Below are 23,751 nucleotides of genomic sequence, written 5' to 3'. Positions count from 1 at the left end.
CAATTAATAGCATAAAAGAACCATGAAAAAAGGTTATCTTATAGCGTGTATAAGAAACCTTTTTTTATGCTTTTAAACCTCCCATCATGTGAATGGGTAGTCAATTATAGCCTATTGATGGCATATACATATAAGTATAAGTGTGTGTTGATGATGCATATACGGTTGGAGGTATGACATGGCTACACTAAGTTTATGTATGATTGTTAAGGATGAAGAAGATGTATTAGAGCGCTGTTTATCCTCTGTTTCAGATATTGTAGATGAAATGATTATCGTTGATACAGGTTCGACAGATAAGACAATAGCCATTGCCGATAAATTTCATTGTTCTATTTATGCTTACAAGTGGATTCATGATTTTGCAGCAGCGCGTAACTACAGTTTTAGTAAAGCCACCAAAGATTACATTCTATGGCTAGATGCAGACGACGTACTTCTTGAGTCTGATAGGGCAAAATTAAGAGCTTTAAAAGAAAAAATGCATGATGCAGATGCGTATTCCATGTTTTATCATTATGCTACTGATGAACAGGGGAATGTCACATTGCGGTTTAGACGTCATAGGATTGTAAAACGCATAAAAGCTTTTAAATGGCATGGTTTTGTCCATGAATACCTGCAAGTAGAAGGCCATGTGGTCAATACAGATATTGCCATCACCCATAAGCGTATCCATCAAGCTGGTGACCGCAACCTTAGGTTATATAGGCAAAAAGAAGAAGAAGGCTATCCATTTGATGCACGAGATACATATTATTATGCCAAAGAACTATATGACAATGCCAGATATGAAGATGCTATAAAAAAATTTAACGAGTTTTTAGGTATGGAAACAGGTTGGATAGAGGATAAAATAGCAGCTTGCAATAAGTTAGCTGACTATTATGTAGCCTTAAAAAATTATAAGACCAGCCGCCACTATTTACTGAAGACGCTGGAATATGATACACCTCGTGGTGAGGCATGTTACCGTTTAGGTTGCTCTTACCAAGAAGAGAATCGTATACAGGAAGCTATTTTTTGGTTGACATTAGCCACGAATCTAAAACCACCTGATGATGATTGGGGTTTTATGGATGAGAGCAATTATACATGGTTGCCCCATCTACAGTTATGTTTATGTTATTACGATAAAGGGGATTTGAATGAAGCCTATAGGCACCATAAGCTTGCACAAGCATATAACCCAAAAGATAAGCATGTTATCTATAATCAGTCTTACTTTAAATCCATTGGTTACCCATAATACCCTATGACGCCCAATATAGCCATAGTGTGAGGAGGAAGTTATGTGATTAAGGCATTATTAAAGGTGTTAACCCATGACCGCATCTCAGGCACTAAGCTTAGCCAAAAAACGAAACTTATCCATAACGATATCAAAAAAACAAGCTTTCATATGGTGTATGTGATGGGCAATACGTCTATATGCGGTGCAGCCAAAATGATTTTTCAACAAGCCAATACATGGATTGAAAAAGGTCATCAGGTGACCATTGTTGCCTATGGTAAGAAACCCTCCTGGTTTCCCATCAATAGTGCTTATATTTGTGTGCCTGCTGCCACCAAGCTCTCAACCTGTATTCCCTACTGTGACCTGATTATTGCCACGTATTATACCCACATAGGCGAATGTGTGGAAACAGGGATTGCACCTGTTGCCTATTTTGAGCAAGGCGACCATCATGTGTTTGCTTACCATGAACTAGAGGAAGACCATAAAGCATTTATACAGAGCCAATATCATTTAGCACATTTTATCTTAACGGTGTCCCATGTAGCGGCAAAGTATATAAAGCAATATTTTAATCGAGAATCTACCGTTATTCGTAATGGTATTGATACCCATATTTTTAAGTATAAGATGTTGCCAGAAAAAAAGAAAACTTATCTGCTTATGGTAGGAAATGATCGCTATGATTTTAAGGGTATACCCCATATCATTGCAGCTTATAAACGCGTTCGAGAAAAGCTGCCCCATATAAAACTCTACTGGATAACACCTGTTACACCGACTATCGATGTAGAAGATGTCTCCAAGGTCTTTGTTGCACCTAGTCAACGTGATATTGCTGCCATCTATCAAGGGGCCAGTGTCTATATACAAGGCTCTTATTATGAAGCATTTGGCTTACCCATATTAGAAGCCATGGCATGTGGATGTCCAGTTATTACCACAGATTGTATCGGTATGCGGGATTATGTCATCCATGGTCAAAATGCCATTGTTCTTAAAAACCGTTTACCTAAAACCATGGCTGATGCAGTGATAAATCTGCTTCAAAAATACGATATAAGACGCAACTTGATTGCAGGAGGATTGAAAACAGCTGGGCAATATGGGTGGAGAAAAATAAGCAAACATTGTATGAGCACGTTAAAAAACATGGCAGTATATCAGATAGAACCTAGGCAGAACACGACTGTATGGGATATCCAAATCCATGGTAAAGATTTTCTGACCACAGAAGGTTATGCCAAGTTTCTACAGTATCTGCAAACCACATCATATAGTGAAATATTTGTCCCAATTCTCTATGAGATAACAAAAGATTTAACCATAGCCAGATGGACCTGTGCAGCCAAACGATATGAGGGTGGTTCTGGCAAAGGGTATTGTTATACAAAAGTTAGAAGAAATACACTATCAGAGAACGCGTTCATCAGGTCTATTTATCATAACATTAAGACAGAACAATATAGAGATGCCTTAAAAGAGCTTACGTGCTTAACAGTCAATAATGATGAGGAGGTTATCTATAAACGATGGTTTATTTACTGTCTTATACAAATAGAAGACTATCCTAAGGCACTTATAGCATTAAGTCATATACCAGAACAAAAGGGTTATACAGATTATGATTATTTATATTGTTTGATCTATTCCAGGTTGGGGCAAGTAGAGAAGGCTAGGGAAAGATTTCACGCTATAAAGGCTTATCAAGAAGCCATTGTATACGATGAGTTTATCGTTGATATTGAAGATGCTGCAAGTAAGGTTATGGACAATGCCAATGTAGAGCAGCTTGCGTTACCTAAGCTTCATAAGGAGGGAAATCAATTATCCATGGAAGAAATGTATGAATTTGCCATGCAACTTTATGAAAATGAATTATATGACGATAGCATCTATTATTTTTTGGAGTATGTGAAAGAGGAACAAGAGGATAAGGAGAAGTGCATTGATGCCTATCGCAACATCTATCTGATTTATTATGACAAAGAGGATTATGACGTTTGTCGCAAGTATTGTTACCAGATATTTGAGTATGATGCCCCTAGAGCTGAAGAATGCTGCTTTATAGGGTATACATTGATGAAAGAAGAAAAGTGGGATGAAGCCATTTTCTGGTATGAGTTAGCCACAGAATTAGAACTGCCTCGTCATGATGCATTTCCCATAGATAAAGACGCGTGGACGTGGCGGCCCTATTTACAACTATGCGTTTGTTATTACGAAAATGGGGAGACAGAAAAGGCTTTTTTAGCTAATGAAACAGCACACAAGCTAAATCCCCAGCATAAAAGTGTTATACAAAATATTGCATTCTTTAAAAGTAAAGGATATGTCAGTTCAGACGATTAAAAGGAGGCTTCCAAGTGAATGAATTATTGGTCACAGGATGTGCAGGATTTATTGGATTTCATGTAGCAAAAAGGTTGCTAGAGGATGGCTATCAAGTCGTTGGTATTGATCATGTTAACGATTATTATGATGTAGGGTTAAAAGAGTCAAGACTGGAGTTATTGGAGAAGTATGAGGGTTTCCAGTATTATAGGGAGAGTATAGAAGATGACAAAGTGATTCAGGATATCTTTTATAAACATCAATTTGCTTATGTGATTCATTTAGCTGCTCAACCAGGGGTCCGTTACAGTTTAATCAATCCAAGGGCGTATATTGATGCCAATATCGTGGGATTTCTTAATATATTGGAGGGGTGTCGACATACACAGGTGAAACACCTGATCTATGCATCTTCCAGTTCCGTTTATGGAGGTAATAAAAGAACACCTTTTAAAACATGTCATAATGTGGACCATCCTGTAAGTTTGTATGCGGCTACTAAGAAGGCTAATGAGTTAATGGCTCACACCTACAGTCATTTGTATCAGATACCAACCACAGGACTCCGCTTTTTCACGGTTTATGGTCCATGGGGCAGACCGGATATGGCACTCTTTTTGTTTACCAAAGCTATATTAGAGGAGAAACCCATTAAAGTCTTTAATCATGGCAAGATGGTGAGAGATTTTACTTATATTGATGACATTGTTGAAGCACTTGTGCGGTTAATTCCCTTCATACCTGAAGGCAATACAGAATGGGGTGATGAATGGGATTGCAGCACCAGTTTTGCACCTTATAAGATATACAACATTGGTAATCATCACCCTATTCAGTTGGAGACGTTTATTGATGTATTGGAAAATAAATTAGCCAAGAAAGCGATACGTGAATACGTGCCTATTCAGCCTGGAGATGTCACCAAGACCTTCTCAGATGTTAAAGATTTAGAAATGGCCATTGGGTTTAAGCCAGAAACCAGCATTGAAGATGGCATTGAAGCTTTTGTTAAGTGGTATCGATGGTATTATCATAAGTGATTGATCAGATGTATAAAATATATATACACCATAAAGACGCACAATAAAAAAAGATGTATCGCCATGCCAAGAAGGTTGTGAGATACATCTATTTCTATGTAAGGAAGTTTTCAATTCAGAAAATGAGATAGGAGCATTCTCATATGTGCTAAGGAAACTTTCCTAATTGACAAATCAGCTTTGCGGGCGTAGCCTCTTTTACTTTCACATAAAGGATGGTAGGATTTTTGCATTCTGCAATGCGTTCACAATGGTTTGCGCTCTATGGGCGTAGGAATGATTAATGACGGCTTTATAGCCGTTATTTTTTATGATGTCCAGTTGGTCTGGGTGTTGCTGATAATAGTCCACATAGTCAAGGGTCTCTTCAGGCGACGTAGATATGATGAGGTCTTGTGTGTGTTGAAATAGTTGACATAATTCTGTGTTGTGGGAAGTAATAAGGAATCCTCTTGAGCCAAGGATTTCGTAAGTCCGCATGGTAACCAGTTCACTTGGGTAGTTTTGTAAGCCAATGATTATGTTAGAACAGGCATAGACATGAGGAGCTTTAAGGTAGTGAAGATAGCCATGGAGATGTTCTTTTGGGATGGACATGCCTAGAAAGGGTTCCATCTGATCCCAATGCTTGCCCCAAAAGTCAATGGTCATAGACTTTTTTAATAAAGGTTCAATGAGTATACGTAGGGATTGACGACGATAGTGCCTAGGGTTTGTGTAAAGAACATTGGGATAGGCATTGGCTACAACGGCTATATCCTTTGAACACCAAGAGCTGCAAGGAACAGGCTTGCAGATGCTGGGTTGATAAGCGAAGGGCAGGTGCTGTGCCGGTATGCCTAAAGATTCATATAGTGGAACTTTTGAGGGGGCAACTGTAAAAACATACGTAGGCTTCGTTTTTTTTATCAAAGGCAATGAGAAGCTATGGGTGAATGTTGGGTCTTCAGTAGCCCAATAAATGAGTGGCACATCATAACGCTGACAAGAGTCATGTATAGCATGGAGATTCGAGTCTGTGTGAAGCGTGGTCCAACCTAGGAGCATGGCTAAATCAGGTTGGAATTTATGTAGGATACGGTCAATTTTTTCTTCATGAACAGGGCCGGAGACTAGAATTGTATGACCAGCATCTCTAAAACCCAGTGGAAGACCAAATATAAAGCGGTCATCATGTTCAAAAAAAAGTACTTTCATGCAATCATCCTCTAATCAGGCTATATAAAACCATATTAAAGGATAATCAAATATATGATTCGATTAAAAATATTTAACGTTAAAAAAAACTTATTGACAAATCCAACCAATGGTATTAAAATATATTTAACGTTAAAATAATTTTACCGATGGTTGTTGTATATGCTAGTTGATTTTCTCTAAATGAACCTTATCAGTAAAGCTAAAAGGAGACGTGTCATATGAATCTAACTTTATTTAAGAAAAGAAATTTTACATTAGTTATCTTAGGAAAATTTGTATCATTACTGGGCACAATTTTTCAAGAGTTTGCTCTCTCATTGTATGTGCTTAATGAAACAGGGTCTGGCACAAAGTTTGCATCTGTCTTAGCTGTAGCATTGATTCCAAAATTAATATTTGGACCTTTTGCGGGTGTTTTTGCCGATTGGTTTGATCGTAAGAAGATGGTTGTTGTGTTAGATGCAGCAAGTGGTATCATTGTAGCAGGATTTGGTGGTTTAGTGATACTCAATGGGGGGTTATCCCTTGTTCAGATATACATACTTGTTCTCACATTATCCGTTATATCCATGCTCTTTAATCCTGCCATGAGCACCATGATTCCTCAGATTGTCAAAAAAGAGGAATTAGGTGATGCGAATTCTATTCATACATTTGTCACCTATACCACATCGATCATTGCACCTTTACTGGCAGGTATTGTCTTTGGTTTAGCTGGTTTATTACCTGTCCTCATGATTAATGCCGTTAGTTTTTTACTGTCTGCCATCAGTGAGTCCTTTATTCAGTTAACCAAGGAAAAAACGGAGAAGGTTAACAAAACGGTTAAACAGTTTTTTAAGGATTTTAATGAAGGGTTAAAAGCCATGAAGGGTCAGAGGGATTTAGTTATTTTATTAGGTGTTGGCGCATTGATTAATTTTGCTATCAGTCCCATGTTTGCAATTGGTGTTCCATTTATCCTTAAGCAGCGTCTATATGTATCCGATTTTCAGTTTGGTCTCTTTGAAGCTTTGGTATGTATAGGGCCAGTGGTTGCATCCATTGTGGCAGGGAAAGTGATTAAAAAACATGCTTACTATCATTTGAATACTTTTGCCTTTGTGGTATCCTCTTTATTTATATTCTTAATAGGCGTTATATGTCATCCTGCCATGTTGCAATTAGAGCATGCTAAGCTAATGGGTTTTATTGGACTAACTGTATTATCCTTTGGTATCGTCAGTGTTATTATCATCTGTAACATCGCTACCGGTACCGTCATGCAAGCCAGAGTGGATATGAAGGTCATGGGTCGTGTCATGGCCGTATATTCTACATTAATAACGGCTTCAATTCCTTTAGGTCAGATCATTATGGGGGCTTTACTGGATACATCTGTGGAGACATACATCATTATCGTAGGAGTAAGCTTGATTTTGTTATTAGGTGGATTACTTAATTATATTTTATACTTACCTAAAAAAACTGTTGCGTTAGAGGACTAGTCGTGTATAATGAGTATGAGGTGATTGGGTGAAAAAGCTTATTGAATTGACAGAGCGTGATCAGATAAAAGCCTACATGGACCCATATCGTTTAGACATACTTGAGACTTTTTATAAACAGAATAAGCCTTTGACAGTTAAATTAGTTGCTGATGCGTTAGGTGAAACACCAGCTAAGGTTCATTACCATGTGAAAAAACTAGAAAAAAATGGTATTTTGGTACTTGTTTTTACTAAAGAGATTAATGGTATCCTTGCTAAGTATTATGAGCCTACAGCAGAAAATTTTGTCATGCGTAATCGTGATAAAAAATTAGATAGTCAAATGAATATGTATTTGAGAAATAACATAGAAAGTGTTCTGGATAAGGAGTTTAATGAGACCAAGAACCTGTTCATCAAATCCCTTAGGGAATGTCCGGAAGGTGAAAGATTTGAAGGGCATTTTGCCAGTGAGCGTGTTTATTTAACCCAAGAAGAAGTAAAAGAAATTAATGAATTTCTACATCGTTTCAGTCGTGTTGATGAGACGCTAAAAGAAGATAAAAATCGAAAAGAATATCAGTTTTTATACACCATCTTAGAAATTTTAGATGGTATTGATGACCAAGAAGATGAATAAAATAGAGTACAGCCATAAACATATGATGGTAACCTTTTTTAACGGGTTATTCTTATGAAATAGTGGTTGTACTTTTTGTCATTTACCCATATAATTAAATAGAAAATAGGGTATGATATAGGTAACCTATTGGATGTTAGTCATGGGTAAAGGAAAATCCAATAAGATTTGAGGGAGTTTCATGAGATATGTTCAATTAATTTACAATCCTATGTCGGGTAATCGGGATTTTCCCACATATTTGGATTTATTTATTTCGATCTTTCAGGATGCAGGTTATGAAACCAAAATCCATCGAAGTCGAAGTAAAGAGGATGTGGAAGCATATATTACAAGAAATAATCTAATGGATTGTCAAGCCATCATTGTTGCAGGTGGAGACGGGTCAGTTAACCAAGTCGTTAACTGCATGATGAAACAGAGGATTTACTTACCATTAGGCGTAATACCTGCTGGAACAGCTAATGATTTCGCATCCCATATAAAGATGCCTTTGCGCTATGGGGAATGTTTTGAAGTCATGGCTAAGATGCATACAAGACGGGTGGATGTTGGTCAGGTGAATGACAAGTATTTTATCAATGTCTGCTGTGGCGGTCTTTTTGCCAATATATCCCAAAACATGGATATTGAGTTTAAAAATACACTTGGAAAGCTTGGGTACTATATTAAGGGTGTACAACAGCTCCCACGTTTTAGAAAGATTCGCTATCAAATAGAAAGCACACATCAGCTTCTGGATGACTATTTTTTTCTATTCTTAGTCCTTAACGGAAATAGCGCAGGAGGTTTTAACAAGTTAGGTCTTGACGCTCAGATTGATGATGGCAAGATGGATTTTGTGGGCATCAAAGCCTGTTCATTGAACGAAATGGCTGTGTTATTTGGTAAGATTCTGATTGGTGACCACTTGCACGATAGGAACGTGGTCTATTTTCAAGATGATCAAATAGCCATTAAGTGTGTAGAAGGGATAGAACGTTTTCACGAGTTGGATATAGATGGGGAAAAAGGACCTAATTATCCATTAAATATCCGAGTTAGAAAACAGGCTTTAGAGGTTATCTGTCCGCCTAATACGGAGCTTAGCATATAAGATAGAGTTTTTAGACGACCAGCGTTATTGATTCAATACTAAGGTATATTTGTAAAAGATAAAAGTGGTACACAGTGGAAGGAGAAATAAGCATGCTCAAAATGGAGTTAGAGGAATTTATTGAAGAGGTTAAAGGGGAACTATATGGTTATGAAGAAATAGAAGAAGCTCAGATAGTGGATTTTGAAAAGCGGTTTAGAGCTTGGGTAGCAGACAAAAAGGCTCAAGGCAAGAAAAATAAAAATGATAGAATTAAGTTTGGTCCTAATTCTATCATCGTTACTTTAAAAGATGAGTCGGATTTATTTAAGATTGTTGATCGATATCTAGCTGCTGTGGTTGATGAAGAAACTGGGCAGTATTGGGAAAATTGGTCCATTTAATCCATGGGCTTCTTTTTTATGTAATGGAAACAGATTGAGACATGGTTAGTCTTTGTCCTTAGCATCATCTGGCCTGGCTTTGTCTAAGGCTGATTCAATGGCACTTACAAGCATAGAAGATGTGTGCTTCGTTTCGATGTTAAAGGATAAGTCATCAACGGAAGTATCATTAACCAGTTGGATTTCAAGTTCTTGTAAGGTGGGTACAAGTGCTGGATTAAGCGTTGCAATAGCAGGGTCTAAGTCAGTTAATCGTATGGAGTTAATGTGATCTTTATCAACAACTACTTCAACATTAACAGCTTTGTTTTCTAACATGATGGATGACGTGTAAAGACCAGGGACGTATGTAGCGACAGTAGGTGGCTTGGATTCTTTTTTATTAGAAAACATGTAAACGAGTAAAAGAATTAAACATATGCCGAGAATCACGAACAATGCGGTATATATTATTTCTTTAAGCTTTAGGACGACAATTTTTGTAGAACGCATAATTTCCTCCTTAAATACAAATAGTCCGATTAATATATTTTATTTACAGTGGGACGAAAATATGAAGGTTATGGAAAATTAATCCTATATTTTTCAATTTTCTGGACGGGAATGGTGCAATAATCAAGATTTCTACATGGGTATAACATAATAATATCATTGACATAATGGATGATGGAGGAGCGAAAGAATGGTGTCAGGGTTACATAAAGGTATAATAAAAAAATTAGGTGGAGCTATATGCATCATGCTCCTAGTGCTACTTGTTGTAGGCTGTGGTGAAGAAAGAAATCAGCCACAAGAAAAGGAGCAGATGGAAGAACATAAGCAACCAGAAGAACAGGATGTAAAACCAGATCCGAATGATGAGCTGCCTGAAGATGATGCAGAAAATGATACCGAAAAACAAGATGATCAAGTGGTTGAAGAAGTGACGAAGCCTAAGGAGATTGACTATCAAGTGGTGAAGCCTAATGAATTAGGCCATATAATGGTCATCATGTATCATGGCATTTTGGACAATTATCCTTACCATGTCACGGAAGAACAATTTTTAAAGGACTTACAATACATGTATGAAAAAGGATATCGCCCTATCTCCATGCGTGATTACCTAGATAATCATATTACAGTAGAGGCTGGGTATACGCCCATTGTACTGACTTTTGATGATGGCCTTGAATCCACTTTCTCCATGGTTGAAGAAAATGGAGAACTTGTTCCTAAAACAGGTACAGCTGTAGAAATCATGGAGCGTTTTGCTAAAGACTATCCTGAGTTTGGAAAAGAAGCCACATTCTATATTAACGGTGGTAAAATATTTGATGGGGCAGGTACCGTGGAAGAACGCTTAAATTGGTTAGTGGATAACGGTTATGGTCTTGGCAATCATACAGCTACCCATAAGCACTTAGGTAAGTCAGGTGTTACATCAAGGGATATCATGGCTGAGCTTGGCAAAGTAGACCAGTTAATAAAGAATGCCATACCCGGTTATACCGTTGATTCCATTACCTATCCTTTTGGTGCTAGACCCAAGGAAGCTTTACGTGCTTTTATTAAAGAGGGAGAGTTCGATGGCAACCTCTATCAGTACCAAGTAGGGTTTCGAGAAGGTGCCAGTGGACCTTATTATCCACCCCTTCACACAAAGTTTAGCCCATTGAATGTAGCACGAGCAAGAGGCTCTGAAGGTGAAGCACAAGATATGTGGTGGTTTTTTGACTATTATGAAAAGCATCCAGAGAAGAAGTATATCTCCGATGGTCGAGCAGACAGGGTATCCATATTGGAAGGTATGGAAGAATACATGAATAAAGAAAAATTAGGGGATAAGGAATTATTTACTTATAAGATAGAATCAGAGGAATAAAGGTGTAACGGGTATAAGATAATAATAGTGGATATTTAGGAATGTGAGTAGATGGCACTCTTACTGGTGGGTAGGGTGTCATTTTTTGTGGTCTAAATGTACATGAAGTAGTATTGGAAAATAGTGTAATTCTTAGAAATATAATTAAATTCGACAATAGTCCTAATTATATAGGTCATTACGCGTGTATTATCATAGGCATAATAGGTATCTAATCTCCTTACATATGACCATATAATTATCAGAAATTTTAAACTATAATGAAAGAGGTTAATTCTTTATGTAAACTGATTGTTAAGAAAATGACATGAAAGAGGAGGAATTATTGTGAAACACAAAAGTACAAGAACCATTTTATCTATTGTTCTCATGATTGCTTTGCTTGTCTCAATTATTGTTCCATCTAATACTGCTTATGCAGAAACGTCACCAGATCAAGTTTTTTATGATATACCAGAAAAGGTCCAAACCATTTCGGATGATGTCTCATTTTCAACATCCAATGGTACACAAAAAGAGTTAACACAGTTTAGAACAAGAAAATCAAAACGCTATATTAATGCAGATGGCTCTTTTACAGAAAAGATCTATGCACACCCGGTTAACTATAAGGATAAGAAAACAGGAAAATGGCAGCCTATCCAGTCTAATTTAAAGGCGGAAAAAGATGCATTCAAGAACATAGCCAATGAATTTGATATTTCACTGCATAAACATGCTAATGGCTTTGTCACTTATTCAGAAGAGGGCTCCAGCTTATCCTTTCGCCCAACATTTGCTTCATCCGTTAAAGGAAGCGTTCAAGATAATGTGATGACATTTGAAGAGGTCACAACGGCTACAGATATGACGTATGCTGTTACACCCTATGGTTTAAAAGAAACCCTTATCTTAAAAAGTAAAGATGCACCAACCCTATATACTTATGAAATAAAATTAAAAGACTTAACTTATGTTGTACAGGATGATGGTTCCGTCATCTTTTCAAAACCAGGTAACCATGAACCTCTTTTTACTTTTGAAAAACCTTTTTTATTAGACGACAATTTTGCAATGTCAACCAATGTATCCTATCAATTTAGAGAAGAAAAAGGCTCAAAAATATACATGGATCTTATTGGGGATGTAGAATGGCTTCAATCCCCTGAACGTGTTTATCCCATTATATTTGATCCCACAATCAATACCCTTGATGTGGATGCTTTATCACAGGATACCTTGTTATCAAGCAGCAATCCTAACACCAATTATGACATGTGGGCACACTTTTATGTTGGACTAGGTTCTACACTGGGTACATGTCGTTCTTTATTATGGTTTAATTTACCTGCCATACCAAGTGGTGCAGTTATCTCCAATGCCAGTTTGAACGTATTAAATACTCAAGTGTATGTCACATCTCAGACCCCTGTACTGGAGGTTCACCGTGTCACTTCAGATTGGACTGCCAATACGGTTACATGGCAAAGTAAGCCATCAACTGGCAGTATAGATGGTTCAATCACCATGACCAATACAGCAGGTCCTCACCAAGTGACCATACCTATAACAGGACTTGTCAATGATTGGTATAGTGGCACACAGGATAATTATGGCCTTCAACTCCAATACAGTAATGAGAGCTTAGCTAGTAGAGAATTTCTTGCCAGTAATGATGTTCTAAATCCAACCAACCATCCAAGCTTAACCATTGATTATACCATTGATGGATTAGGTCAACAGTCTTACTGGACCTTTGATGGCTCAGTCAACATGGCCAATGGTAATCTGGTTTATGAAGATAGAGATATCGATTTTCCAGGGCGGGGTGTAGATGTTACACTGGATCGGACCTATAACAGCCGTTCAACAGCCAGTGGTGTTTTTGGTTATGGCTGGTATTCTGTAATGGATATGCGTCTTTATATACCTGCCAAAGGACCTGCAAAACTAATAGAAGCCAATGGCAGCACCCATTTCTTTTCTCAGAATACAGATAGCAGTTACAATTCACCACCGGGTATGTATTGGCAACTAAGTGGTAATCAAGCATCAGCGACCATTACTACATCCGATAAAATGCAATACACCTTTACAGACAGTAAACTCACCCAAATAAAAGATCCTGCAAACAATACCTTAACGCTGGTCTACACGAATGATCAAGTCACAGGCATAAAAGATAATGCAGATAATACCATAACACTCACCTATCTTAGTGGACGTATCGCCACTGCAACAGATCCAGCTAATCGAACATGGCTCTATGATTACGATGGAAACGGAAATCTTATAAAAGTCACAACTCCAGATAGTAAGCTTGTTCAATACCGCTATGATCAAGACCACAATCTCATAGCAACCATTTCTCCAAAAGGAGATACCACGTACATTATCTATACGGGTACAGACCGAGTAGCGTCAATAAATCCTGTTAATGCAGTAACTAACGGTAACTTTGAAGTAGACGCTAACGGCAATGGCATACCAGACTATTTCTATATTTGGACAGGTCAAACAGGACAAGAATCCATTGATTCAAGTTCAGGTTCAGCCTATGGAAAAGCATTTAAAATCAACACATCATCAGCAAATACGTATTTCTATACCGTCTATTTATCCGACCCAATTCCTGTTGACGCAACCCAAACTTATACACTTAGCAGTTATTTAAAAGCCCAGCAAAATTCAGGAACCCTCACCACGGTTATTTCACTTCTGGCTTATGATGAAAACGACATCAGTTTAGGTGAATTTGCACGTATAGAACCAACAGGAACATTTGATTGGAACCGATATGAAAAGTCAGAAGCACTACCTTCTAATACAGACAGAGTACGCATAAAATTCGGTGCCACAGTCGCCTCAGGTTCAGGGAGCAGCTGGTGGGATGGTATACAATTAGAAACAGGTACCACCGCTTCAGATCTTGTAATAGGTATGCAATACACTTCTAATTATGCCACATCACAATCCGCTACTTATGATGGTGAAGGCCGTAAAAAAATGTATACCTTTAACGACTACCAGAATGTCACCAAAATCCAGCAAGACCCAGTGGGCTTAAACCTAACAGATAACTTTGTCTGGGATACGGATATGGTAGACGGTACCAACATACCTAATGCATTGAGGTCCCAGCAAGACCCTAAAGGCTATGAATGGAAATATGCCTATAACCCCAGCACAGGAAATGTTGAAAAGGTAACTGATCCGAAAAATGGTGAACAAACCTTTCAATGGGATAGTGCATCCAACTTAACTAAATACACAGGGGTCAATAACGACATCTACAATATGACCTATGATGATAAAAAAAATAATATGACAACCCGTGACCCCTATACCACTAACATAAGCAGTGCTAAGCGATTTGACCAGTACAACAATGTTATTGAAGCAACAACGCCTATAAGCTTAGCTGATAATTTGCTTGATAACAGCAGTTTTGAAGGAAATGACGTTGGAGGATTGCCAGAGAACTATTCATTTGATACTGGAGAACCGGATACATGGAGTGTTGTTTCTACAGATAGTAAATTTGGCAACAAGTCCTTTAAATTAGACGCTTCAACTAGTAATAACTCATTCTACACCTTGATGCTCTCTGATGCCATTACTGTAGAAAACGTTGATTATGTCCTATCGGGCTATCTAAAAAACACGCAAGCCTCAGGCACACAACTGACTGTCCTTTCTGTTTATACCTACAATAATGCAGACCAACTACTAGGAGAAGTTGGACGTATTAATTTAGAAGGAAACATAAGTGACTGGCAGCGTTGGTCAACAGCCATCAATCAAGCCGACTTGCCCTCTGGTACAAGTAAAATAAGGGTTAAGCTAGGTGCATCAAATAGTACAGGTACAGGAGAATCTTATTTCGATGCAATACTCATACAGAAAAACCCTGTAGATACGCCCTATAATCTCATCGATAATTCCAGTTTTGAGAGAGGAGCTACATGGCCTACAAATTGGGTACAAGCACCAGGGGGTACAAGCTCTTGGGAAACGACACAAGTATATGATGGGAGCAAAGCAGTTTCTATCTCCAATTCGCCTGCTTGGTCAGGTATAAGTATTGTTGATTACATTTCATATAACCCACAAAAGAAATACAATTTATCAGCCTTTATAAAAACACAGGATTTAACAGCGGATGTAGCCCACATAAAAGTGGAGTTTTATGATATAAATAAAATCTATCTTGGTCAAGTAGAGTCCGAAGTTTTAGGTGGCACACATGACTGGAGAAGACTCAGTATTGATATTACAGAAAATGCGGGACCAACGGGTACTGTCTATTTTCGTCCGGTACTTATGAGTGGAGATGCTAATGGAACGGTATATTTTGATAATGTCAGATTACAGGAAGGCAATTATGTAACAAAATATGGTTATAATACATCCAATACTTGGGTGGAGAAGCGTACGGATTCATTTAAGAATTCATCAACATATACTTATGATTTAGCAGGTAATATCGTATCAATTACTGATCCATTGAGTAATGTTATCGAATTTGATTATTGGAGTAATTCTGATAAGCTTAAGTGGGTAAAGCCTTCGGGCAATGATTTGAAAATAATATATGATTATGATAATAATGGTAATATAAGGAGTATCAAGAATACTGATCCAAGTGAAACCACTTTTTATAATGAAACCATTTTTACTTATAATAATTTGGACCTTATCAGTTCTTCTACAGATCCTTTGAATCAAAAAACTATATATAATTATTCACCCACTGGAGGGCTTATAGAAATTATTAAACCTGAGAATAAGATTTCCTATGATTACAATGATGTTAACCTTTTATCGAACACTTACTTAAACGACTCACTTAGATATCAATTCAGTTATGATAAAAATGGAAATGTTGAGACTATAAATGATGTTTTGGAAAATCGTACTTGGACTGCTACCCATGATAATTTTAATCAATTGTCAAGTTGGGATGACGGAAAAGGTAAGATAGATTATATTATAAATAATGTTGGAAATATAACCCAAAAGAAGTTGACCGTAGGAGTTGTTACTAAGACTGAAAATATAACATATAATAAAGTCAACCAACCAGCTACTTTGATAGATGCTAGTCAAAAAATAAATCGATTTATATTTAATGAAAATGGTCATTTGTCTACTCTTCACTCAGGTAATGATACAAATCAACGTATTGATTATGATAGTATGGAACGATTAACTGATGTTCAAAACAAAACCAATACAGGTCAAGTATTATCAAGCTTTAAATACGATTATCGAGCAGATGACTATGTAACTAAAGTTACTGATCATAACAGTCAGGAACTAACTTTTACTTATACAGCTAAAGGTGAGCTAAAAACAGAGCTTCTACCAAATGGAAATACGATAATTTATACGTATGATCCTCGTGGTAATATGACTAAACGAGATGAAAAACAATCAGATGGTACTATCATCAATACTACAACTTTTGATTATGATGCAGCAAATCAACTCATAAAGATTAATGGTTTAAGTATTACCAGTCATGATGGTAATGGAAATATGACATCAGATGGTACATACAATTATACTTGGAGTTCGGCAGATAGGTTAATTCAAGTGAATAAAGTATCTGATAATTCACTAGTTGCAACTTATAAATATGATAATATTGGACGTCGTGTTTATGCCAATACCAATGAACAGGAAATTTACTTCCTATATGATGGTTATAGTAATAATGTAATAGCAGAAATTGATGAGGCAGGTTTGTTGAAAAAACACTATACTTGGAGTCCTACAGGACAATTACTATGCTTGACTGTGGATGGCATAACCTATTATACTGTACTAAACGGGCATGGTGACATTGTTCAGCTCACTGATATAAATGGTAGCGTCGTTGCAGAATATACTTATGATGCTTGGGGCAATATATTAAGTGAATCTGGTTCTGCTGCATCATTAAATCCTTATCGTTATGCAGGATATCGTTATGATGTAACAACTGGATTATATTATTTGATTGATCGATATTACTCTCCAGCTATTGGTAGATTCTTGAGCAGGGACCGTATCTTAAGTAATAATATATATGTTTATTGTGATAATAATCCTATAAATTCTAAGGATCCAGATGGATTATTTGGAGTACCTGCGTTAGTTGGTGGAGTTACAATAGGTGGTAGTGGTATTGGTACTACAATTATAGGGGGATTAGCTGCAATTGGTCCAGCTGGTTGGACGCTATTAGCTATTGGAGCTATAGGTACTACAATTGCATCTGGCATTATTTATTCAAAATCTAAAAGCCCTAAGAATAAACGAATTAAAAAAAGAAGAAAAAATCCTTCTATTAGTAATAAAGTAAGAAGTAAAAATCCTCCGGCTAAAAGAAATTATTCAAAATCAAAAAAAGATGCTTATCAAAAAGCAAAAAAAGCAGGAAAGGGAAAAGAACCGATACATCATCCTCATGGTAATCATGGTCCGCATTATCACCCTGACGTTAAAACACCTAAGCATTGGACACCAAAAGCCCCTAATCCTCATGATCATTTCAATTATCCTAGATATTAATATTATTGATTGGAGGTAAAATATGAATAACAAAAAAGATATTTTTAATGCAATATCTAGTGGAAAAATAGACAGAGTAAAAAAATACTTAGAATCAGGCCTCAATGTAAATGAAGGAGATGAAAAAGGTTATACCCTTTTACATTGGGCTGCTCAAGAAGGATATATTCAACTAGCAGAGCTGTTAGTAGAAAAAGGTGCAGATATAAGCAAAAGAGATAAAGATGGTTTCTTTCCCCTTGAGATAGCTTGTACAAATGGGCAGCTTGGAATTGTTCAATTATTAATCGACAATGGTTGTGATTTAAGTTTAGATAGGTGTAATTATACACCTCTTCACGCAGCTGCAGCTACAGGAGGATATAAAATAGCAGAATTATTAATAGAAAAAGGTTTAGACGTTAACAAACACGACTATGGAGGCTACACCCCAATTCATTGGGCTACTCAAGAACGACATTTGGATTTAATTAAATTATTGTTTAAAGCGGGAGGAGACTTAGAAAGAAAAGATGAAAATGGTGCAACGCCTCTATATATTGCTGCAAGTGAAGGGTATATTGAAATAGTTGAGTATCTCATTAGTCATGATATACAAATTGACCCAATGGATGATTATTGCTGTACGCCATTAACCATTGCTTCCTGTTATAACCACCTAGATGTGATTAGGTTGTTGTTAGAGAATAAAGCGAATATAGAAAGTTTGGATGATGAAGGAAAAACGCCTTTATATCATGCTGTCGCTCTTGGAAATATGGAAGTAGTAAAACTACTAATAAATAATGGCGCAAACATTAATGTAGAAGATATGGAAGGTAAGAATATAAGAGATGTAATTCCAAGAAAAAATAGACATAAAATCTTGTCATTATTGAGCTCAAGATAAAAAAGTTATTCACGAAAAAGATAGTATCAAAACAACATAGTTGTTTTTCAAACCAAAATAAGTGGTATCAAAATTGAAGGAGCAGAGGGATATATCCCTTTTGCTCCTGTTTTAACGGCTAGATTATTGTCTTAAATTCCTCGATTATAGTGATGCAATATTATATTCTTCGCTCCCTAAGCAATCCATTAGGTAAGTCTAGAGATATATTAAATATTTATGAAAGTAGAATGGATACATGAAATTAGCGGTAAACTAATTTTGTTACATTATTCTATTAATAAGATTATCTGTAGGTGCTAGGGAGACAATGATAGCGTATTATCTCCGTCATTTTACAGACATTTTTAGGATTTCCATTATCAGCCGTAAATAGCAACATAATGTAGGAAGGGGATTAATATGTATCTTAGAGAAATGCACTTACATGTTCCATATCCATCTAATGAAAGATTAGATATCATTAATAAGTACATGAGTGAGTATAATTGCACGTATGAGCAAGCTCTAAGAATGGATTCCGACCGTAACTGGAAGGGGGTTATTGCTAAACGTTTTTTTCTAGAAACGAATTGTATTGTATTAATGTTTTTAAGGCTTCTTGGTAAATATAAAAATGAAGATACTATAAAAATAGTTGTCCATTGTGTAAAATCTTTAAAAGGTATAGGTGGTACAACCATGGGTATATGTTTAATTGAACAGATTGTTGACTATAATGCATTCTTCTCAAAAAATGATCTTGAGAAAAAACAATTCACCTTAGACGTTATAAAAGAAGCAATTAGCAAAATAGCCAGAGATAAAAACTGGGATATATCGCCATTTGAACAGGTGTATAAAAGGATTATTGAATTAGAATATACTAATCATTGGACGTGGAAAAAGAAACTTAACAGCCCTAATCGATTATTTACGGCTGAAGTATATCTAGAACATGAAATAAAAGACATTAAAATATACATTATCATAAGAAATAAGCTTGGTGACATCATTAAAAGACAATTAATTATCTCTGAAATGCCAGATGATTATATCTATATTTTACACTTAGGGAAGTTGAAATGGTTATCAAATAATGAAGTCCAGTTAGTTAATAAATATAATACGATGCATTGGAAGGTACAGGTAGAATCTTAGTAAAACTTAGGTTTTTCTGAAAAATAAGTAATCATGGGCTTAAGATAACTTACTTACTAATAATAATAATTATTCATCTAGTACTTATTATTAAAGATTATACAAGGAGTGGCGTGATATGTACCTTAGGGATTTGCAGTTAGATGTTCCATATAAGGAGCAATCGGAAGTTATTATAGAAATTTCTAATACAAACAATTGTTCTTATGAAGAAGCGCTACGTATTGATTATGATCGAAATTGGAAGTGGAATATAAAACGACGTTTTACTTTAGAAACGAATTGTATCGTATCCATGTTTCTAAGATTGCTTGGTAAATATAAAACTAAAGAATGTAAAAAAATTCTTGTAAGATGTGTCGATAAAGTGACTCAAAATAATGTTATCAATTCAAGTGGCATTTACATTATTGAGCAAAAAGTTGATTATACTAGTTTTTTTTCATATGATGATAAAGAGAAAAAACCATTCACGTTGAATGTGATTAAAAATGCTATAGCCAAGATAGCACATGAAAAAGAGTGGGATATTACTCCATTTGAGGAAGTATACAAAAAGATTATAGATTTAAATTATAATAATTATTGGACATGGGGAAAGAAGATTAAGAGTCCAAATAAAATGTATGCTGCAAAAGTGTATTTAGAACATGAGGTAAAAGACATTAAAATATACATTATAATTCAAAATAAACAAGGGGATATAGTTAGAGCCCAATTAATTCTAAAGGAATCCCCTCATGAGTACGCATATGTTAAACACTTGGGAAAATTGACATGGTTATCCAATAACGAAGTTCAATTTATCAATAAAAACAATACTAGGCAATGGAGTGTCAGCATAGAAGAAATGAGCGTTCATAAAAATGTATAAATGAGTGCTTGTGTCTATCTCAAATGTATTATAATACTTGTAATATAATTTTATGTTAAAGATTTGTCTAAAATAAAAGGAGGTAAAATGTTTTATAATATGATATTATGGGCTCATGCCCAAAAAGAAGAATTTAAACATACCATTGATAAGGCTTACGGATTGTTAAATATTTTAGCAGCATTTGATCAGCAATTTATACCTCGATATATTCCAGCAAAAAGTAAAAAACTAGCTAAAGAATTTGATGGAACCAGAGATCATCTCATTAGATTACTGGAAAAGGGTGTTAATCAAGAAAATGGTATTATTTTTGAAGATTTAGGTAGACGTATTAGTTTTTTTACTTCAAAGATTACAAAGGAATCGGCTTACATTAGTATGATGGTCGGTGTATCAAATGAAGATTTTATTAATTCTTTGGTCGTTCGTTTTCCACAATGTATCAATTTCACTAAAGCATTTAATGTTAAAGTTGAGGAGATGTTTAAAGCGTGTTGCATGAGTTTTAAGCCATATTGGGGTTGTATTTCTAATACCGAAACCGTTAAGAAGTATGACTATAAACATTGGAATAATGGATTACCAACCTCAGTTCATTGGATGAATTATTTTGATGAAACGCTAAAGCAAAAATTACCAATGTATAAGCTTCATGAAATGGATATATATCTGGATAATCTAGAAAAGGGGTGCGTACTACGCATTAAAGATGCACCCATTGATAGTAAATTAGAGTATGATAGGAAACGACTTACTGATATTAACAAATTACTTCAATTAGAATAATGCTAGTTCAAGTTAAAAGTGTAATAACATTTACTTAGAGTAATTTTAATTCACATCATATTAAATCGTGGAATATCTGATTTATTAAAATAATACTACCAAATTAAATATGCAAAATATTAGATTTGGAAATAGAAACCTAATCCATAGTTAGCTTTTAAATAAATCTTCAACTGACTCTTGTTATATATTTAGTTATACCAGATGTTTTTTATCAATATCAGGTCTAATAGCAAATTGACATAGAATCCTATTGAACGTCTTTGGCATTTCTGCAAAAATACTATGACCAATTTCCCTAAAAAGAATAAGCTTTGATTTGGGGGCTAGCTTATTAACTCTTACCGATGCTTGAAAGTTTATTACCCTGTCTTTATAGCTATGCATAACTAAGACCGGTACGTCTATATATGGTAACACATCTTTTGCACTTAGAGGTTCGTGTAAAAGGAGATTCTCTCTAATTTGAGATGGGACAAGGGAGATATACGATAGGAGCTCCTCTAAATTATTTTTTGTTATTCTGCAATTAAACAATAAGGAAATGAACCTGCCAAGGCCTATTGCTGTTGTTTGTAGACATGGGTCTGTTACAAATGGAATCACATCTAAAAGCTGTTCAGTAAAGAGAGCGTTAGCCATAGGTGTGTTGACATCTATTGGTGATGCCACAAACAGAACTCCTCTAATGCGTGTTGTACCAAACGCTAAAAGGTAATCTGAAAACCAGGTACCTCCTAAGGAATGGGCAACAACAATAGCATTCATGATATCTAATTCTTTAAATACGGCATTAATATCTTGAGCATATAATGAACCTTGTTTATAGTTATTAAGATCCAGCGATTTTGGTTGTGATTCACCTTGACCACGCATATCAATAGCTATGAGTCGATGTTTTTTCAATAACATAGGGCTATTAAGCTGGAAATTCCATAGAAGCCATGATTCACTAAAACCATGAATAAATACGATAGGTATTCCTTTTGGATTTCCTGTAATTTTCACAGATATTCTAAAGTTATTTGCACCATTTACATGAATCGTTTCAATCTTTTTAAGATGCAATAAAGGAAATTCAGGACAAACTCTATTAAAATATTGTGGTGATACACAATTATTATACATCTATACCTCCAACAATTACTTTAGTTATATAATATATGTTATGCATGGCTTTAGAACTGGTTACGATGATGCTTGCTCTTATATTACCTTGATATTGTGTAATCCTATTATTCTGTCCATTACGTAGTATCCTATTGGTCTTTTCTCAAAAAAAGTAACAGTATCCAGTTAATTAATATTAAGTAATGAGCAAATTAAAATGTTTGTAAAAGTAGAATGGATACATGAGCTTCGTGGTAAACTAATGCAGTTACCTTGTTGAAGTACATTAAGAAAAAGTATTTGATACCGTAGTAGAAAAGATGAAAATGGAGTTTTTGATTGAACTTGTATAGTGAAGTATTAATAGATGTATTCAATAGTTTATACTGGTTAAATCGTTATATGATAATAAATAGTAATGCTTGATTGGTTAAATCTTCTGTGTTACTTATAGACACCTCGATAATGCTCAGGTAACAATTCCGCTATTTTCTTCATCATATACGTTGTGGCATCATCTTCATATTCTTTTTTACTTTGCTCTTTACTTCGTTTAGGAAATTCAAATTGTTTTCCAATGTTAATATGCACATCTGCGTGATAAAAGGTTTCTGCGCTCATATTGCCTTCTTTATGTATAGGCAGCAGGTTTTCTGTTCCATATAAGCCAATAGGTATAATAGGTGCTCCTGTCATTCTTGCGATAAGGATAATCCCCTTCTTGGCTTCTATTAAACGCCCCACTCTACTTCTAGTTCCTTCTGGGAAAATTAGTAAACTTTCCCCCTGTTTAACAAGTTTAATAATTTTTTTAAGGCCATTATTATCAGCAGTATTGGGTATGATGTTTGTGGTCTTTACCATATGGACACCTATGCTTGTAACGGCATTATTTGACAACTTTACACCGGTTACAAATGTCGGGTCTATTGCTTTTAAAGTCTTGTCTAGAACTAATCCATCAGCATTACTCAAGTGGTTACAGATAAAGATCGTTGGTGTTTTTATATGCTCGAGGTTTTCACTTCCTGCTACGTGTATAGTGGCATATTTTTTTAGATAGTTATCAATCACTTTTTTAGAGATGCATGTGACAAGTCTCTTAGGTAAAATATGGATGATTTTTGCTGTTGTTGTGGATATCATATA

Annotated in this window: 17 protein-coding genes; 13 read left to right on the top strand and 4 right to left on the bottom strand. The window is 35.7% G+C overall.

Translation table 11 applies throughout. From position 1 onward, the window contains the following. The first annotated feature begins 178 nt into the window (after positions 1 to 178). From HZI73_RS21805 to HZI73_RS21795, 3 genes are read left to right on the top strand one after another with little or no spacing between them, the layout of a single operon-like run. Entirely contained in the window at positions 179 to 1,249 is a 1,071-nt protein-coding gene (locus HZI73_RS21805) for a glycosyltransferase (RefSeq protein WP_212695465.1), read from the top strand. A 45-nt stretch (positions 1,250 to 1,294) separates the two neighbouring features. Then, positions 1,295 to 3,589: a glycosyltransferase family 4 protein gene (locus HZI73_RS21800; protein WP_212695464.1), complete on the top strand. Its 2,295-nt coding sequence runs from the start codon at positions 1,295 to 1,297 to the stop codon at positions 3,587 to 3,589. Between the two features lie 14 nt (positions 3,590 to 3,603). Continuing rightward, on the top strand, positions 3,604 to 4,611 hold the full coding sequence (locus HZI73_RS21795; RefSeq protein ID WP_212695463.1) for an NAD-dependent epimerase: 1,008 nt from the start codon (positions 3,604 to 3,606) through the stop codon (positions 4,609 to 4,611). 204 nt (positions 4,612 to 4,815) lie between these two features. Here HZI73_RS21795 and HZI73_RS21790 read toward each other — a convergent pair whose 3' ends face one another. After that, entirely contained in the window at positions 4,816 to 5,808 is a 993-nt protein-coding gene (locus tag HZI73_RS21790; RefSeq protein ID WP_212695462.1) for a CgeB family protein, read from the bottom strand. Positions 5,809 to 6,029: 221 nt separating this feature from the next. On the opposite strand from HZI73_RS21790, the gene HZI73_RS21785 reads away from it, so the two are divergent. From HZI73_RS21785 to HZI73_RS21770, 4 genes are all read left to right on the top strand, one after another. After that, entirely contained in the window at positions 6,030 to 7,298 is a 1,269-nt protein-coding gene (locus HZI73_RS21785) for an MFS transporter (RefSeq protein WP_212695461.1), read from the top strand. Between the two features lie 28 nt (positions 7,299 to 7,326). Beyond that, on the top strand, positions 7,327 to 7,920 hold the full coding sequence (locus HZI73_RS21780) for a winged helix-turn-helix domain-containing protein (RefSeq protein ID WP_212695460.1): 594 nt from the start codon (positions 7,327 to 7,329) through the stop codon (positions 7,918 to 7,920). Positions 7,921 to 8,101: 181 nt separating this feature from the next. Then, positions 8,102 to 9,016, top strand: coding sequence for a YegS/Rv2252/BmrU family lipid kinase (locus HZI73_RS21775; RefSeq protein ID WP_212695459.1), 915 nt, complete (start codon positions 8,102 to 8,104; stop codon positions 9,014 to 9,016). Between the two features lie 92 nt (positions 9,017 to 9,108). After that, positions 9,109 to 9,399 (top strand): hypothetical protein, encoded by a 291-nt coding sequence (locus tag HZI73_RS21770; RefSeq protein WP_212695458.1) that lies wholly within the window; start codon positions 9,109 to 9,111, stop codon positions 9,397 to 9,399. Positions 9,400 to 9,444: 45 nt separating this feature from the next. On the opposite strand, the gene HZI73_RS21765 is transcribed toward HZI73_RS21770, so the two are convergent. After that, on the bottom strand, positions 9,445 to 9,891 hold the full coding sequence (locus tag HZI73_RS21765) for a hypothetical protein (protein ID WP_212695457.1): 447 nt from the start codon (positions 9,889 to 9,891) through the stop codon (positions 9,445 to 9,447). A 190-nt stretch (positions 9,892 to 10,081) separates the two neighbouring features. On the opposite strand from HZI73_RS21765, the gene HZI73_RS21760 reads away from it, so the two are divergent. From HZI73_RS21760 to HZI73_RS21735, 6 genes are all read left to right on the top strand, one after another. Continuing rightward, a complete protein-coding gene (locus tag HZI73_RS21760; protein WP_212695456.1) occupies positions 10,082 to 11,263 on the top strand; it encodes a polysaccharide deacetylase family protein in 1,182 nt (393 codons plus the stop codon). A gap of 327 nt (positions 11,264 to 11,590) precedes the next feature. Next, positions 11,591 to 17,800: a DNRLRE domain-containing protein gene (locus HZI73_RS21755; protein WP_212695455.1), complete on the top strand. Its 6,210-nt coding sequence runs from the start codon at positions 11,591 to 11,593 to the stop codon at positions 17,798 to 17,800. A 22-nt stretch (positions 17,801 to 17,822) separates the two neighbouring features. Beyond that, positions 17,823 to 18,689 carry an ankyrin repeat domain-containing protein gene (locus HZI73_RS21750; protein ID WP_212695454.1) on the top strand — a complete coding sequence of 289 codons (867 nt, stop codon included), beginning with the start codon at positions 17,823 to 17,825 and terminating at the stop codon, positions 18,687 to 18,689. Between the two features lie 402 nt (positions 18,690 to 19,091). Further along, positions 19,092 to 19,829 (top strand): hypothetical protein, encoded by a 738-nt coding sequence (locus tag HZI73_RS21745; protein WP_212695453.1) that lies wholly within the window; start codon positions 19,092 to 19,094, stop codon positions 19,827 to 19,829. 118 nt (positions 19,830 to 19,947) lie between these two features. Further along, positions 19,948 to 20,703, top strand: coding sequence for a hypothetical protein (locus HZI73_RS21740; RefSeq protein ID WP_212695452.1), 756 nt, complete (start codon positions 19,948 to 19,950; stop codon positions 20,701 to 20,703). An 87-nt stretch (positions 20,704 to 20,790) separates the two neighbouring features. Then, positions 20,791 to 21,492: a hypothetical protein gene (locus HZI73_RS21735; protein WP_212695451.1), complete on the top strand. Its 702-nt coding sequence runs from the start codon at positions 20,791 to 20,793 to the stop codon at positions 21,490 to 21,492. A 195-nt stretch (positions 21,493 to 21,687) separates the two neighbouring features. Here HZI73_RS21735 and HZI73_RS21730 read toward each other — a convergent pair whose 3' ends face one another. Together HZI73_RS21730 and HZI73_RS21725 are read right to left on the bottom strand one after the other, a co-directional pair. Continuing rightward, positions 21,688 to 22,620 (bottom strand): alpha/beta fold hydrolase, encoded by a 933-nt coding sequence (locus tag HZI73_RS21730; RefSeq protein ID WP_212695450.1) that lies wholly within the window; start codon positions 22,618 to 22,620, stop codon positions 21,688 to 21,690. A gap of 426 nt (positions 22,621 to 23,046) precedes the next feature. Beyond that, the gene (locus tag HZI73_RS21725) at positions 23,047 to 23,748 is read right to left on the bottom strand and encodes a lysophospholipid acyltransferase family protein (RefSeq protein ID WP_212695449.1); all 702 of its coding nucleotides are present in this window, start codon (positions 23,746 to 23,748) and stop codon (positions 23,047 to 23,049) included. Between the last annotated feature and the right edge of the window lie 3 nt (positions 23,749 to 23,751).

The organism is Vallitalea pronyensis, assembly GCF_018141445.1.
Lineage (GTDB): Bacteria > Bacillota > Clostridia > Lachnospirales > Vallitaleaceae > Vallitalea > Vallitalea pronyensis.
Note: the sequence above shows the minus strand (reverse complement) of the source record. Positions and strands in the feature narration are given on the sequence as shown.

What these genes read in the sequence shown, in the direction of transcription:
- HZI73_RS21805 (WP_212695465.1), top strand. Translation starts at nt 179, where the DNA reads ATGGCTACACTAAGTTTATGTATGATTGTTAAGGATGAAGAAGATGTA.
- HZI73_RS21790 (WP_212695462.1), bottom strand. Translation starts at nt 5,808, where the DNA reads ATGAAAGTACTTTTTTTTGAACATGATGACCGCTTTATATTTGGTCTT.
- HZI73_RS21785 (WP_212695461.1), top strand. Translation starts at nt 6,030, where the DNA reads ATGAATCTAACTTTATTTAAGAAAAGAAATTTTACATTAGTTATCTTA.
- HZI73_RS21775 (WP_212695459.1), top strand. Translation starts at nt 8,102, where the DNA reads ATGAGATATGTTCAATTAATTTACAATCCTATGTCGGGTAATCGGGAT.
- HZI73_RS21770 (WP_212695458.1), top strand. Translation starts at nt 9,109, where the DNA reads ATGCTCAAAATGGAGTTAGAGGAATTTATTGAAGAGGTTAAAGGGGAA.
- HZI73_RS21765 (WP_212695457.1), bottom strand. Translation starts at nt 9,891, where the DNA reads ATGCGTTCTACAAAAATTGTCGTCCTAAAGCTTAAAGAAATAATATAT.
- HZI73_RS21760 (WP_212695456.1), top strand. Translation starts at nt 10,082, where the DNA reads ATGGTGTCAGGGTTACATAAAGGTATAATAAAAAAATTAGGTGGAGCT.
- HZI73_RS21750 (WP_212695454.1), top strand. Translation starts at nt 17,823, where the DNA reads ATGAATAACAAAAAAGATATTTTTAATGCAATATCTAGTGGAAAAATA.
- HZI73_RS21745 (WP_212695453.1), top strand. Translation starts at nt 19,092, where the DNA reads ATGTATCTTAGAGAAATGCACTTACATGTTCCATATCCATCTAATGAA.
- HZI73_RS21740 (WP_212695452.1), top strand. Translation starts at nt 19,948, where the DNA reads ATGTACCTTAGGGATTTGCAGTTAGATGTTCCATATAAGGAGCAATCG.
- HZI73_RS21735 (WP_212695451.1), top strand. Translation starts at nt 20,791, where the DNA reads ATGTTTTATAATATGATATTATGGGCTCATGCCCAAAAAGAAGAATTT.
- HZI73_RS21730 (WP_212695450.1), bottom strand. Translation starts at nt 22,620, where the DNA reads ATGTATAATAATTGTGTATCACCACAATATTTTAATAGAGTTTGTCCT.
- HZI73_RS21725 (WP_212695449.1), bottom strand. Translation starts at nt 23,748, where the DNA reads ATGATATCCACAACAACAGCAAAAATCATCCATATTTTACCTAAGAGA.